This window comes from Sphingorhabdus sp. SMR4y, assembly GCF_002218195.1.
GTDB lineage: Bacteria > Pseudomonadota > Alphaproteobacteria > Sphingomonadales > Sphingomonadaceae > Parasphingorhabdus.
This window is the reverse complement of the sequence record NZ_CP022336.1, coordinates 2,759,729-2,773,056: the sequence shown is the minus strand read 5'-3', so window position 1 is coordinate 2,773,056 and position 13,328 is coordinate 2,759,729. Positions and strand designations below refer to the sequence as shown.

Below are 13,328 nucleotides of genomic sequence, written 5' to 3'. Positions count from 1 at the left end.
ACATTGAAAGGCCGAGTCCATGAGCAAGATCCTGATCGAAAAACTGGTCGCCCTGATTGAATCCGGCGAGGAGACGCGGGCCGGGCTGGCGCGGGCGGCTGGCCTTCACGCCAACAGCCTGCGCAGCCTGGGACAGGAGGACTGGAACCCGACGGCGGAGACGCTCGGCAAGCTGGAGACCTATCTGGCGCGCGGCGGCAGCGGGGTCATGGCATCGGCAGAAGAGATTATCAACGAGGCGCGCAACGGACGCATGTATATCCTGGTCGATGACGAGGATCGCGAGAATGAAGGCGACCTGATCATCCCGGCGCAGATGGCCACGCCCGATGCGATCAACTTCATGGCCAAATATGGCCGCGGCCTGATCTGTCTGGCGATGACCCGCGACCGGGTCGAGGAACTGGGTCTCGACATGATGAGCCAGAACAACCGCGGCGCCTATGAAACCGCCTTCACAATCTCGATCGAGGCGCGCGACGGCGTCACCACCGGGATCAGCGCCGCCGACCGGGCGCGCACCGTGGCGGTGGCGATCGACCGGACCAAGGGCAAGGAAGAGATTGTCACCCCCGGCCATGTCTTTCCGCTGCAGGCGCGCAACGGCGGCGTGCTGGTCCGCGCCGGCCATACCGAAGCGGCGGTCGATGTCTCGCGGCTGGCCGGCCTCAACCCGTCCGGCGTGATCTGCGAGATCATGAAGGATGACGGCGAAATGGCACGACTCGACGACCTGATCGAATTTGCCCAGCATCACGGCATGAAAATCGGCACGATCCGCGACCTGATCGCCTATCGCCTGCGCCACGATCATCTGACCGAACGGCGCGCAGAGGCCCGCTTCACCAGCCGTTGGGGTGGCGAATGGAATGCTATCACCTATTATAACATGGCGACCGAAAGCGAGCAGATCGTGTTGCAGAAGGGCCATGTCGACCCCGACCAGCCAACGCTGGTACGGATGCACGCAACCACCATGTTTCCCGACATGTTCGCCCAGGACACCGGTCGGCCCAGCATGATCGAGGAATCGATGAAAATCATCGGCAAGGAAGGAGCCGGCGTGATCGTCTTCATCAATCCGCGCCAGCCCGATTTCTTCTCGCAGCAGGTCCGCAGCCTGGCGGGAGTCAAGCCGCCGCCCATGGATCAGCAGCGCGACTATGGCGTTGGCGCACAGATCCTCAGCGAGCTAGGCGTCCATGATATGGAATTGCTGACCAACACCAGCCACGATCTGGTCGGTCTCGACGCTTATGGCTTGCGGATTGTCGGGCAGCGCGCCGTACCTGCCATCGACAGCGACACTGCAGACAAAGAGCTGGAGAACGCCTGACCGGCCTGGCGTCCTGCACCGGTTCCAGGCCCCGCGAGCATCTATCCACCCGATCCTGAAAGATTTCAGGATGACGAATTTGAAAGAGACAGAAAATGGCAAAATTCCTGATCGTCGAAGCGCGTTTCTACGACCATCTCAACGACATGCTGATCGAGGGCGCGACCGATGCGCTCAAGGCGGCGGGACACGAGCACGAGATCATCACCGTCCCCGGTGCACTGGAAATTCCCGGCGCGATCTCGATGGCCATAGACGCCAACCAATATGACGGCTTTGTCGCCATCGGCGTGGTGATCCGCGGCGAGACCTATCATTTCGAGATTGTCGCCGGCGAAAGCGCCCGCGGGATCATGGCGCTGTCGATGGACGGTGCAGCGGTCGGCAATGGCATCATCACGACAGAGAATGAGGAACAGGCGCTGGCCCGTGCGGACAAGACGCGCAAGAACAAGGGCGGCGAGGCTGCCCAGGCGGCGATAGCGATGTATGAACTGGGATTGAAATTCAGCTCCTAGCAGCGGCAGGCTCCATGACCTGCCGCCGCCAGGGCGATTGGCTTACTGGGTACCGGAAAGCGCGGCTTTGAACTGGTCTTCGGTCATCGTGATCGAAACACCATCGGCCTGAGCCATGAAAGCTTCGACCGGCAATTTGACCGGCACACCTTCATGGTCGACGGTCACATATTCTTCGTCATTTTCCTGAATGGTGCCAATGACTGCAGCGCCGGTTACGGTTTTCACTTCGGTGCCCGGGGTCAGCGCGGCGAGCAGCTTGGCTCTGGCATCGGCCGCCGCTTTTTCAACGGCTGCGTCCAGATCGACCTTGGTCATGGTGATCGACAGGCCGTTTTCCGCCTTGGCAAATGCATCCGGCGAAAGCGCCGCCTTGTTGGTGCCGGTATCCACAACGACAGCACCACCGGCTACGGATTCCACCGTACCGACGGGACCGCCATTGGGTCCGAATACCTTCATGCCGGCCTGAACGTCGACAGCCGTAGCGGCTTCTTGCGCCAGGGCCGGGGTCGCCGCGAGCAGCGCGGCGCCGGTCACGAGGGTCAGAAAATTCTTCATATGTTACTCCTTGGGGTTACAAAAATGGCATTTTTCCATACGAAATGCTCGCTAAAAAGCGACGGCCGGTTTTGTTAAGGTTATTGAGGCGAGTCGACGCAGGGGCAGGACAAAAGGCAAATCTGCCGTTATCTGCTGCGGAGGACCGGCTCCGGAAGAGCCCGTCCTCACATGGCCTGCGCCCCGATTCAGGCCGCCTTTTTCGTCCGGTTGTGGATGCCTTCCCGGACTTCCTCGATGATCTTGCTGCAGAATGCGTCGAGGTCGCCAGGATTGCGCGAGGTAATCAGGCCGTTGTCGACCACCACTTCGCTATCCTCAAATCGCGCGCCGGCATTGATCAGGTCGGTCTTGATCGATGGATAGCCGGTGACCTTGCGGCCCTGCACCAGATCCGCCTCGATCAGCAGCCATGGCGCGTGGCAGATTGCGGCAACCGGTTTGCCGGCATTGAAAAAGGCTTTCACAAAATCGACCGCCTTATCCTCGACCCGCAGGATGTCCGGGTTCATCTGACCGCCGGGCAGCACCAGCGCATCAAAATCGCCTTCGCTGGCCTGGTCGACGGTGATATCGACATCGATGCTTTCGCCCCAGTCCTTTTCATCCCAGCTTTTGATCGAGCCGCTTTCCAGCGACACGATCGTGACATCTGCGCCGGCGTCGGCAAGCTGCTTCTTCGGTTCGAACAGTTCGGATTTTTCAAACCCGTCTGTGGCGAGAATGGCTATTTTTGCGTCGGAAATCTTTGTCATTTCTGTCGTCCTTTCGTTGGGGGTTATGACGAGTCTACGCAGCGGAAAGCGGATTGGTTCCCCTTTCCCGGAGGCGCTTCCGCCGCTCTTTCCTTCACCCTGCCGGTACCCGTCACGATGGAGCGGAATATCACCTGATCTTTCCGGCGGTTAAACGGAACCAATTGTGGGCCGGGGCGTAATCATTGTCAGGGAACGCGCTCCGCCAGTTCGTTGAGCGCACCATCATGAAAGGAAGAACATATTATGACAGCAACGATCAAATCCGCAGAACTCCGCGAGATGAAAAGCGATATCAAAAAAGCCGACCGCGCCACCATGGCAGAGAAGCTGGGCAAGGCGCTGGCCTCCACCTATGTGCTGTACCAGAAGACGCAGGCGGTGCACTGGAATGTGACCGGCCCGCAATTTCACGGTGTCCACAAGCTGACCGAAGCCCAATATGAAGATCTGGCCGCCTCGATCGATGAAATTGCCGAAAGGATCCGGGCGCTCGGCGCGAAAACGCCGGTCGGGCTTTCCACCTATATCGAGAATAGCGTGATCAAGGATCAGGTCGAATATGGCGACGTCGAATCCATGCTCAAGCAGCTGTCCGACGACACGCTCACTGTGGCCGACCAGATGCGCGACTTTGTCAAAACGGCCGAAGAGGCAGACGATGTTTTCACGGCAGATCTGCTGACTGCACGGATCGGCGTGATGGAAGAATCATCATGGATGCTGTCGGCCAGCATATAGTCCGCCTTCGCCATTAGCATCCAGGAAGAACCTATGAAGAAACAATTGGACAAAACCAGCGCCCGTCAGGGTTTCACCACCCGCCATATGATTATTGTACTGGGTATATCGACCCTGTTGGCGGCCGTGGCACTAGCCGCGGTTACCGGCTTTTTCTGAACCGGTTGCAAGGTTGCAAGTGCGCCTGGCCCGCTTCTGTCTTTGCAGAAGCGGGCTCTTTTTTCGAACCGGCCTGTCCGGATATCCGCATCTTTTTCGGGATATTGGCCCGCTCCGGGCAGCGTTTGGCTGTCCTCCGGCAGTGCCGGATCCGTGGCCAGACTTTTGGCCAGACTTGTGGAATGGCTTGACCCTGCGACGCGCTTCTCTAAATTAGAACAAACCATGAACAATATCGATTCGGATTCGGGCGGGGGCTGCAGGGCTTTACCCGACAGACCCTCTACTGCGCCAGCGGCGCTACCAGCGAAGGCTTCTGCCTTGCGGGCGCGGCTGGCCAAAATCCTGGCAGCGTCCGGGGTCAGAACCGCGGAAGATGACGGAGCGCCGTTGCATTTCGGTTTCGGGGTCGAACGGATCGACGCCGCCTTGCGCGGCAATGCCGGAGCCGATGGCCTGCCGCGTGCGGCGCTGCACGAACTGCACGCAGAGAACAGGGATGACCGGACCAGTGCCGCGGCGATGGCGCTGCTGATGGCGCAGCGGTGCCGGAATCTGGATCAGGAGAAGCGCCCCGTCCTGTGGATCAGCGAAAGCAGCGAAGCGAGACGGCAGGGCCGGCTCTACCCGCCGGGACTGGCGGAGCTGGGCATCGATCCGGACAATATCCTCCATGTCGATGCACCGGATGCTATCGCGGCGCTGCGCGCGGCGGCCGACGGGGTGCAATCCTCGGCCATGGCGACGGTGATCATCGAACTGGCGGGCAAGAAACCCAGGGGCCTCGACCTGACCGCCACCCGCCGCCTGTCGCTGTCGGCGCAGAAGTCCGGTACCCTCAGCCTGATCCTGCGCTCCGGCAGCGATCCCGACAATCCTCTGCCGACCGCTGCCTTCAGCCGCTGGTCAGTGGCCGCGGCGCCGTCGCTCGCGCTCGAAGCCAATGCTCCGGGCCATCCTGCTTTCGACATCAATCTGCTGCGCCACCGCAGCGGTCTTTACGGGCTGAGCGCCCGACTGGAGTGGAACCGTGACGATCAAGTCTTCCGCGAGCAGCCAAGCGGGCAGCCAGAGGAGAAAGGCGCGCCGGATACTGGCGCTGTCCCTGCCCTGGCTGCCGTCCGAACGGATCATCAGGGCACACGGGCCGCCTGACCATCCCTTCGTGCTCACCGAGAAAATCCGCGGCGCGATGGTGATCATGGCAGCCGACCGGCAGGCCGTGTCCCTGGGCCTGGGCACGGGCATGAAGCTCGCCGACGCGCGGGCGCGGGTGCCCGATCTGCTCGCCTTCGACCATCAGCCGCTGGCCGACGCCGACCTGCTGTCGCGGCTGGCCGAGGCCTGCGAGCGCTACACGCCGATGGTCGCGGTCGAGCCGCCGCATGCGCTGATCCTCGATATCACCGGCGCGGCGCATCTTCACGGTGATGAGGAAAGGCTGGCGCAGGATGCCGAGGACCGGCTCGACGCGGCAGGCTATAGCAGCCACTGGGCGCTCGCTGGCACGCCGGACGCGGCGATGGCGCTGGCCCGGCATGGCCTGAAGGAAGGCGCGGAGGCGCAGCTGCCGGTGGCGGCGCTGGCGATGGACGCAAAGACCCACCAGTCGCTGGAACGGGCGGGGCTGTACAGGATCGGCGATCTGGCCGAGCGGCCGCGCGCCAATCTGGCAGCGCGCTTCGGGATGGACCTGACGCTCCGGCTCGACCGGATATTGGGGCTGGAGGACCGGCCGATCGATCCGCTGCGCCGGATCGGCAATATCGTTACCGAGCGCCGTTTTGCCGAGCCGCTGACCCATATTGATGCCGCGCTTGCCTGTCTGTCGGAACTGTTTGCCGAGGCCGCCGAACGGCTCAACGAGCGCGGCCAGGGCGCGCGGATGATCCGGATGATGCTGTTCCGCTGCGATGGCGATGTCGCGCGGCTCGGGCTGGAGACCGGCGCGCCAACCCGCGATGCGGCCCTGTTCCAGCGGCTGCTGCGTGAACGGATCGCCGCGCTCAACGACGAACTCAATCCGGGCTTCGGCTATGACCTGATCCGGCTGAGCATCACCGCTTCGGAGGCGCTGGCACCCCAGCAGTTGCGGCTCGAGGGTGGCGAGGACCGGCGCGGCGATGAAGTTGCTCTAGTCAGCCAGCTCAGCACGAGGCTCGGTCGCGACCGGGTGCAGAAATTTGCCCCCGCCGACAGCCATATCCCGGAACAGGGCCTGCTCGCCCTACCCGCGCTCAACGCCCCGCCGCCGGTGCCGTGGAAGCGGCAGTCTCCCGACAATCCGCCGATGCGCCCCTTGCACATGTTCGACCCGCCGCAGCGCGTCCAGGTGATCGCCGAGGTCCCCGACGGCCCGCCCTATCGCTTCACCTGGCGGCGCAAGAGCCATCAGGTGATGCGCTATGAAGGGCCGGAGCGGATCGCCTCGGAATGGTGGCAGCGCAAGGACGGGCAACAGCCGGGCAAGGGCGGCCTGACCCGCGACTATTACCGCGTCGAGGACGCCCGCGGCCGGCGCTACTGGCTGTTCCGGCACGGGCTTTATGGCGAGGAGAAAGCGAACCCGGACTGGTATATGCATGGGCTGTTTGCGTGATGGAGAATAAGTGTTGCCCTGAATCCGTTCGTGTCGAGCGAAGTCGAGACACCAGCGGCCTCTCGACTTCGCTCGAGGCGAACGGATATGGCCCCTCGCAATGACGACCTTTGCCGAACTCGCCGCCTCCACCCATTACAGCTTCCTGCGCGGCGCCTCGTCCCCCGCCGACATGGTGCTGCAGGCGATGGCGCTGGGGATGACCGGCATCGGGATTGCCGACCGCAACAGCGTCGCCGGTGTCGTGCGCGCGCACGCCGCGCTGCGCCGGGCGCATGAGGATGCGGCGGAGGAAGGGCTGGTGCTGCCGGATTTCAAACTGATCGTCGGGTCGCGGCTGGTCTTTGCCGACGAGACGCCGGAAGTGATTGTCTATCCCCGCAACCGGCGCGGCTGGGGGCGGCTGACGCGGCTGCTCTCAACCGGCAATTTGCGGGCGGAAAAAGGGGATTGTTTTCTCTATGCGGCGGATTTGCTGAAATGGTGCGACGAGGACTGGGCGCTGATCATCCTCCCTGAAGCGCCAGCTTCGGGGAGGGGGACCGTCAGCCAGAGCGCAGCGACGGCTGATGGGGGAGGGGCCGCCGGCGGGAGAGTTTCTGCGAAGCGGCCCCTCCACCATCCTTCGGATGGTCCCCCTCCCCATGCTGCGCACGGGGAGGATATATTTGGGCAGCTCCGCTCCCGCACCCCTCATATCTGGCTCGGTGCGGCCATGCCGCGCTCGGGGCCGGACAAGCGCTATCTCGCCAGATTGCACGGCCTCTCCCAGGCGACCGGCATTCCGCTTATCGCCACCAATGACCCGCTCTATGCAACGCCGGAACAGCGCCCGCTGCACGACATTCTCACCTGCATCGGCGAAAAGACGACGATCCCCAAGGCGGGCCGCCTGCTCGCCGCCAATGCCGAACGGTTTCTCAAGCCCCCAGCAGAAATGGCGCGCCTGTTCCGCGATCATCCCGAAGCGATTGCCGAGACGCAAAGACTGCTCGGCTTGGTCGATTTCACGCTCGACGAACTCAGCTATCATTATCCCGACGAACCAGTGCCGGAAGGCTGGACGCCGCAGGGCTGGCTTGCGCATCTGACCTGGACCGCCGCCCATGATCGGCATGGCGAGACCCTGCCCGAACGGTTGCGCGCCAAGGTCGAGGAGGAATTGCGGCTGATCGAAAAGATGAAATATGCGCCCTATTTCCTGACCGTCCACGACATCGTCAAATTTGCCCAGGATCAGGGCATACTCTGCCAGGGGCGCGGGTCGGCGGCGAACAGCGCGGTCTGCTATCTGCTCGGCATCACCTCGGCCGATCCGATGGAACATGACCTGCTCTTCTCGCGCTTCATCTCGGAAGAGCGCCGCGAGCCGCCGGATATCGACGTCGATTTCGAACATGAACGGCGCGAGGAAGTGATTCAATATATCTATGCGCGCTATGGCCGCCACCGCGCCGGGATTGCCGCAACCGTGATCCATTACCGCTCGCGCAGCGCGATCCGCGAGGTTGGCAAGGCGCTCGGCCTCTCGGAGGATATCACCAGCCGCCTGTCCAGCACCGTCTGGGGCAGCCACGGCGGCAAACAGCCCGACAAGCGCTTTGCCGAAACCGGGCTCGACCCGGACAATCCGGAGATCCGGCGGCTCGGCGATCTGGTGCAGCAGATCCTGCAATTTCCCCGCCACCTGTCGCAGCATGTCGGCGGCTTCGTGCTGACCCAGGACCGGCTCGACGAGACCGTGCCGATCCACAATGCGGCGATGGACGAGCGCACGTTCATCGAGTGGGACAAGAATGATATCGACACGCTCGGCCTGATGAAGGTCGACATATTGGCGCTCGGCATGCTGACCTGCATCCGCAAGGCGTTTGATATGCTTAATGCATTAGAGGGGCGTAGGGAGGGACCGTGCTCCGCACTTGATGCGGAGCCCTGCATGGAGGTCAGCGATCGCCGCCCCGGGCTCCGCATCAAGTACGGAGCACAAGCCTTCACCTTGCAAAACGTCCCCCACGAAGACCCCGCGACCTATGACATGCTGTGCAAGGGCGACAGTATCGGCGTGTTCCAGGTCGAGAGCCGGGCCCAGATCAACATGCTGCCGCGACTGAAACCGCGCGAATTTTATGATCTGGTGATCCAGGTGGCGATTGTCCGGCCGGGGCCGATCGAGGGCGAAATGGTCCATCCCTATCTGCGGCGGCGTTCGGGCGTGGAAAAGGTGACCCTGCCCTCGCCCGCCCCGCCGCATGATCCGGACGAGCTGCAGTCCGTACTCGGCCGGACCTTTGGCGTGCCCCTGTTCCAGGAACAGGCGATGAAGCTGGCGATCGTCGCCGCCGATTTCTCCCCCGGCGACGCCAACAAGCTGCGCCGGGCGATGGCGACCTTTCGCAATGTCGGCACGATCCACCATTTCGAGGCGAAGATGATCACCGGCATGACCGCCAAGGGCTATGACCGGGATTTCGCCGAACGCTGCTACAAGCAGATCCAGGGCTTTGGCAGCTATGGCTTTCCGGAAAGCCACGCGATCAGCTTTGCCCGGCTGGTCTATGTCTCGAGCTGGATCAAATGCCACCACCCGGCGGTGTTCGCCGCGGCTTTGCTCAATTCGCAGCCGATGGGTTTCTATGCGCCGGGCCAGCTCGTCCGCGACGCGCGCGAACACGGGGTGGAGGTGCGGGAGCCGGATGTGAATTTCAGTGACTGGGACAATCGGGTAGAGGTTGAGGAGCAGGGGATTTCAAAAGATCCGTTCGGGCTGAGCTCGTCGAAGCCCCTGGCCAGCGTGTCCGGAGGGGGCCTTCGACAGGCTCAGGACGAACGGCGTTCCACTTCCTCCCCTTCCCTCCGCATCGGTCTGCGCCAGATCGACGGGTTTCGCGAAACCTGGGCCGAACAGATTGTCGCCGCGCGGCCGTTTCGCACGATCGAGGAGCTGGCCCACAAGGCCGACCTGCCGGCGCGGGCGCTGCGCCTGCTCGCCGATGCCGATGCCTGCCGGTCGCTGGGGCTGGACCGGCGGCAGGCGCTGTGGGAAGTGCGCCGCACGCCGGTCAATACGCTGCCGCTGTTCGAGGCGGCAGAGGCCAAGGAACTGGGTCGGGAACAAGACGCACATCTCCCCGCCATGACCAAGGGTGAACATGTGGTGGCCGACTATCAGAGCGTCCGCCTGTCGCTGAAAGGCCATCCGATGGAATTTCTGCGCGAGCGCTTGCGGGAAATCGGCGTGCTCAGCTGCGCGGAACTGGCGCGAGCCAAGAACGGCTCGCAGGCGAAGGTCGCCGGCGTTGTTTTGATCCGTCAGCGGCCCGGCAAGGGCAATGCGGTGTTCATCACGCTGGAGGATGAAAGCGGGGTCGCCAATCTGCTGCTCTGGGCCAGCCGCTTTGAAAAAATGCGCCGTCCGGTGATGGCGGCGCGGCTGATGCTCGCCACCGGAGAGGTGCAGCGCAGCGTCGAGGGCGTGACCCATTTGATGACCAGCCGGGTCGAGGATTATAGCTTCATGCTCGACGAGATTACCGCCCGCGACCAACCGGATATGCCGATGGCCCGCGCCGACGAGGTCAGGCGCCCGGTCTATCGCAACGAGGACCGCTGGGCAGCCCGGCAGCAAGAGCAGGCGACAGGACCGCAGCCCGCCTATCCCCGCCACGGCCATCCACGCAATGTCCGGATATTACCCAAGTCGCGGGATTTTCATTGATGCCGTCCGGCAGGCGCAGAAAATCTTGCATATCCTGGTCGAAATCCCTATAGTATCATTTGTAACTATAACGCGCCCCTGCGCATCATTGTCTCGAGGAAATATTGTGGCTGATCTGTTTGAAAATCCCGTCGGTCTCGACGGCTTTGAATTTGTCGAATTCTGCGCGCCGGAAAAGGGCGTGCTCGAACCGGTGTTCGAAGTCATGGGCTTCACCCGCATCGCCCAGCATCGCAGCAAGGATGTCCATCTGTGGCGGCAGGGCGGCATCAATCTGATCATCAACTATGAGCCCAAGTCGGCGGCCTGGTATTTTGCCCGCGAGCACGGACCATCGGCCTGCGGCATGGCGTTCCGGGTGAAGGACGCGCGCAAGGCTTATGCCTATCTGCTCGACAAGGGCGCCGAGCCGGTCAATGTCGAAACCGGCCCGATGGAATTGCGCATCCCGGCGATCCGCGGCATCGGCGGCGCGATTCTCTATCTGGTCGACCGCTACGAGGGCGGCGAACGCGGCGAGAATCTGTCGATCTACGATATCGACTTCGAATATCTGCCCGGTGTTGATCGCCATCCTGTGGGTGCGGGGTTCCAGATCATCGATCACCTGACCCACAATGTCTACGGCGGCCGGATGAAATATTGGGCGGACTATTACGAGAGTCTGTTCAACTTCCGCGAAATCCGTTTCTTCGACATCAAGGGCGAATATACCGGCCTGACCTCCAAGGCGCTGACCGCGCCGGATGGCAAGATCCGCATTCCGCTGAATGAAGAAGGCGAAGGTGGCAAGGGCCAGATCGAGGAATTTCTGCGCGAGTTCAACGGCGAGGGCATCCAGCATATCGCATTGATCTGTGACGATCTGGTCGCCTGCTGGGACCGGCTGAAAGAACTCGGCGTGCCGTTCATGACCGCGCCGCCGAACACCTATTACGAGATGCTCGACGGGCGCCTCCCCGGCCATGGCGAGGATGTCGATGCGCTGCAGACCCGCGGCATCTTGCTCGACGGCACCACCGAAGGCGGAGAACCCCGCCTGCTGCTGCAGATTTTTGCCGAAGCGCAGGTCGGACCGGTTTTCTTTGAATTCATCCAGCGCAAGGGCGATGACGGCTTTGGCGAGGGGAATTTCAAGGCCCTGTTCGAAAGCATCGAACGCGACCAGGTATCGCGCGGGGTGCTCAACGTAGAGGAGCCTGCCTGATGACCGCCCCGAAGATCAACGGCATCCACCATGTCGCCTATCGCTGCAAGGATGCGAAAGAGACGGTCGATTTCTACCAGCGCGTGATGGGCATGGAGTTCCAGCTCGCCTTTGCCGAGAATGAAGTGCCTTCGACCGGCGAGCATGATCCCTATATGCATATCTTTCTCGATGCCGGCGGCGGCAATGTCCTCGCCTTTTTCGAACTGCCCGAGCAGAAGCAGATGGACCGCGACCAGAACACCCCCGCCTGGGTCCAGCATATCGCCTTCAAGGTGAATTCGCTCGACGACCTGATGGCGGCCAAGGCCAATGCCGAGGCCGAAGGACTGGAAGTGCTTGGCCCGACCCATCACGGGATTTTCAAGTCGATCTATTTCTTCGACCCCAACGGCCACCGGCTCGAGCTCGCCTGCGATATCGGCACGGACGAGGAAATGACCGAATTGCGCCGCGTTGCCCCCGCGATGCTCGAGGAATGGAGCCGCACCAAGAAGGCGCCGCAACATGCAGCGTGGCTGCACGAAAAGGCCCGCGACGAGCATTAGGTTTTCGCATTGAACAATGTCGTGCTCCTGCGTAGGCAGGAGTCCATCTCCTGAAGCCTCGACAAGAGGCACTGACAAGAGATGGGCCCCGCCTTCGCGGGGGCACGGAGCAGGATGAAGGAACGCATATGAAACTCGCCACCCTGAAGAACGACACCCGTGACGGCCGTCTGGTCGTGGTCTCGAAAGACCTCACCCGCTGCAGCGAAGCGAGCCATATCGCGCGGACCCTGCAGGCGGCGCTCGACGACTGGGAAAATTGCGCGCCAAAGCTGGAAGCGCTCTACCGCGACGTCGAACATGAAACCGTCCCCTGCGAACGCTTTCACGAACGGCTCGCCGAATCCCCGCTGCCCCGCGCCTATCAATGGGCCGACGGCAGCGCCTACATCAACCATGTCGAACTGGTGCGAAAGGCGCGCGGCGCGGAAGTGCCGGAGAGTTTCTACAGCGACCCATTAATGTACCAGGGCGGCAGCGACGCCTTTCTCGGCCCGCGCGACGATATCCCGCTCGGCGATCCGAAATGGGGCTGCGACATGGAAGGCGAGATCGCAGTGATCACTGACGACGTGCCCGCCGGCACCAGCGCCGCAGACGCCGCCGGCCATATCAAGCTCATCATGCTGTGCAACGATGTCTCCCTGCGCGGCCTCATCCCCGGCGAGCTGGCCAAGGGCTTCGGCTTCTTCCAGTCCAAGCCGCCCTCGGCCTTCTCCCCGGTCTGCGTCACCCCCGACGAGCTGGGCGATGCGTGGAACGGCTCGGTCATCCATCTGCCGCTGCAGGTCGACTATAACCGCGAACCCTTCGGCCGCGCCAATGCCGGCAAGGACGCGACCTTCAGCCTTGCCGACCTGGTCGCCCACGCCGCCAAGACGCGCCCTTTGTGCGCCGGCACAATCATCGGTTCCGGCACCGTCTCCAATCAGGGCCCCGACGGCGACCCCGGCAAACCGGTCAGCGAAGGCGGCCTCGGCTACAGCTGCATCGCCGAAATAAGAATGATCGAGACGATCAATGATGGCGAGGCAAAGACGCCGTTTATGTCGGCTGGCGATACGGTGAAAATCCAGATGCTGGATGCGGACGGCCACTCGATCTTCGGCGCGATCCGGCAGGAGGTTGTGGCGGTTTGATGGGGGTCGTTAGATTGTGATTCCCACCATTTCTCGCCCGCTAATTG

The 13,328-nt window shown here is 62.5% G+C and carries 12 protein-coding genes; 10 read left to right on the top strand and 2 right to left on the bottom strand.

From position 1 onward, the window contains the following. Positions 1-19: 19 nt before the first annotated feature. Both ribB and ribH read left to right on the top strand, forming a co-directional pair. Positions 20-1,336 carry a 3,4-dihydroxy-2-butanone-4-phosphate synthase gene (gene ribB, locus SPHFLASMR4Y_RS13285; RefSeq protein ID WP_089133973.1) on the top strand — a complete coding sequence of 439 codons (1,317 nt, stop codon included), beginning with the start codon at positions 20-22 and terminating at the stop codon, positions 1,334-1,336. Between the two features lie 95 nt (positions 1,337-1,431). After that, positions 1,432-1,854 carry a 6,7-dimethyl-8-ribityllumazine synthase gene (gene ribH / locus SPHFLASMR4Y_RS13280; RefSeq protein ID WP_089133972.1) on the top strand — a complete coding sequence of 141 codons (423 nt, stop codon included), beginning with the start codon at positions 1,432-1,434 and terminating at the stop codon, positions 1,852-1,854. Between the two features lie 42 nt (positions 1,855-1,896). Here the strand turns inward: ribH and SPHFLASMR4Y_RS13275 are convergent, their stop codons facing one another. Beyond that, positions 1,897-2,415 (bottom strand): hypothetical protein, encoded by a 519-nt coding sequence (locus SPHFLASMR4Y_RS13275; protein ID WP_089133971.1) that lies wholly within the window; start codon positions 2,413-2,415, stop codon positions 1,897-1,899. A gap of 188 nt (positions 2,416-2,603) precedes the next feature. Continuing rightward, positions 2,604-3,170, bottom strand: a complete 567-nt coding sequence (locus SPHFLASMR4Y_RS13270) for a type 1 glutamine amidotransferase domain-containing protein (RefSeq protein ID WP_089133970.1) — start codon at positions 3,168-3,170, stop codon at positions 2,604-2,606. Between the two features lie 246 nt (positions 3,171-3,416). On the opposite strand from SPHFLASMR4Y_RS13270, the gene SPHFLASMR4Y_RS13265 reads away from it, so the two are divergent. From SPHFLASMR4Y_RS13265 to SPHFLASMR4Y_RS13240, 8 genes are all read left to right on the top strand, one after another. After that, entirely contained in the window at positions 3,417-3,911 is a 495-nt protein-coding gene (locus SPHFLASMR4Y_RS13265) for a Dps family protein (RefSeq protein WP_089133969.1), read from the top strand. Between the two features lie 33 nt (positions 3,912-3,944). Further along, a complete protein-coding gene (locus tag SPHFLASMR4Y_RS17380) occupies positions 3,945-4,070 on the top strand; it encodes a hypothetical protein (RefSeq protein WP_260806977.1) in 126 nt (41 codons plus the stop codon). 225 nt (positions 4,071-4,295) lie between these two features. Continuing rightward, complete coding sequence (locus SPHFLASMR4Y_RS16920) at positions 4,296-5,225, top strand: ImuA family protein (protein WP_145955538.1); 930 nt, start codon at positions 4,296-4,298, stop codon at positions 5,223-5,225. Then, positions 5,107-6,669 (top strand): Y-family DNA polymerase, encoded by a 1,563-nt coding sequence (locus SPHFLASMR4Y_RS13260; protein ID WP_089134892.1) that lies wholly within the window; start codon positions 5,107-5,109, stop codon positions 6,667-6,669. Before SPHFLASMR4Y_RS16920 ends, SPHFLASMR4Y_RS13260 begins: the two co-directional genes overlap by 119 nt. Positions 6,670-6,769: 100 nt before the next feature. Further along, positions 6,770-10,387 (top strand): error-prone DNA polymerase, encoded by a 3,618-nt coding sequence (locus SPHFLASMR4Y_RS13255; protein ID WP_089133968.1) that lies wholly within the window; start codon positions 6,770-6,772, stop codon positions 10,385-10,387. Between the two features lie 106 nt (positions 10,388-10,493). Further along, the gene (hppD, locus tag SPHFLASMR4Y_RS13250) at positions 10,494-11,594 is read left to right on the top strand and encodes a 4-hydroxyphenylpyruvate dioxygenase (RefSeq protein WP_089133967.1); all 1,101 of its coding nucleotides are present in this window, start codon (positions 10,494-10,496) and stop codon (positions 11,592-11,594) included. Then, complete coding sequence (locus SPHFLASMR4Y_RS13245; RefSeq protein WP_089133966.1) at positions 11,594-12,142, top strand: VOC family protein; 549 nt, start codon at positions 11,594-11,596, stop codon at positions 12,140-12,142. Before hppD ends, SPHFLASMR4Y_RS13245 begins: the two co-directional genes overlap by 1 nt. A gap of 128 nt (positions 12,143-12,270) precedes the next feature. Further along, positions 12,271-13,281, top strand: a complete 1,011-nt coding sequence (locus tag SPHFLASMR4Y_RS13240; RefSeq protein WP_089133965.1) for a fumarylacetoacetate hydrolase family protein — start codon at positions 12,271-12,273, stop codon at positions 13,279-13,281. The last annotated feature ends 47 nt before the right edge of the window (positions 13,282-13,328 follow it).

Excerpts from the sequence above, each read along its gene's own strand:
- ribB (WP_089133973.1), top strand. The coding sequence starts at position 20 with ATGAGCAAGATCCTGATCGAAAAACTGGTCGCCCTGATTGAATCCGGC.
- ribH (WP_089133972.1), top strand. The coding sequence starts at position 1,432 with ATGGCAAAATTCCTGATCGTCGAAGCGCGTTTCTACGACCATCTCAAC.
- SPHFLASMR4Y_RS13275 (WP_089133971.1), bottom strand. The coding sequence starts at position 2,415 with ATGAAGAATTTTCTGACCCTCGTGACCGGCGCCGCGCTGCTCGCGGCG.
- SPHFLASMR4Y_RS13270 (WP_089133970.1), bottom strand. The coding sequence starts at position 3,170 with ATGACAAAGATTTCCGACGCAAAAATAGCCATTCTCGCCACAGACGGG.
- SPHFLASMR4Y_RS13265 (WP_089133969.1), top strand. The coding sequence starts at position 3,417 with ATGACAGCAACGATCAAATCCGCAGAACTCCGCGAGATGAAAAGCGAT.
- SPHFLASMR4Y_RS17380 (WP_260806977.1), top strand. The coding sequence starts at position 3,945 with ATGAAGAAACAATTGGACAAAACCAGCGCCCGTCAGGGTTTCACCACC.
- SPHFLASMR4Y_RS16920 (WP_145955538.1), top strand. The coding sequence starts at position 4,296 with ATGAACAATATCGATTCGGATTCGGGCGGGGGCTGCAGGGCTTTACCC.
- SPHFLASMR4Y_RS13255 (WP_089133968.1), top strand. The coding sequence starts at position 6,770 with ATGACGACCTTTGCCGAACTCGCCGCCTCCACCCATTACAGCTTCCTG.
- SPHFLASMR4Y_RS13245 (WP_089133966.1), top strand. The coding sequence starts at position 11,594 with ATGACCGCCCCGAAGATCAACGGCATCCACCATGTCGCCTATCGCTGC.
- SPHFLASMR4Y_RS13240 (WP_089133965.1), top strand. The coding sequence starts at position 12,271 with ATGAAACTCGCCACCCTGAAGAACGACACCCGTGACGGCCGTCTGGTC.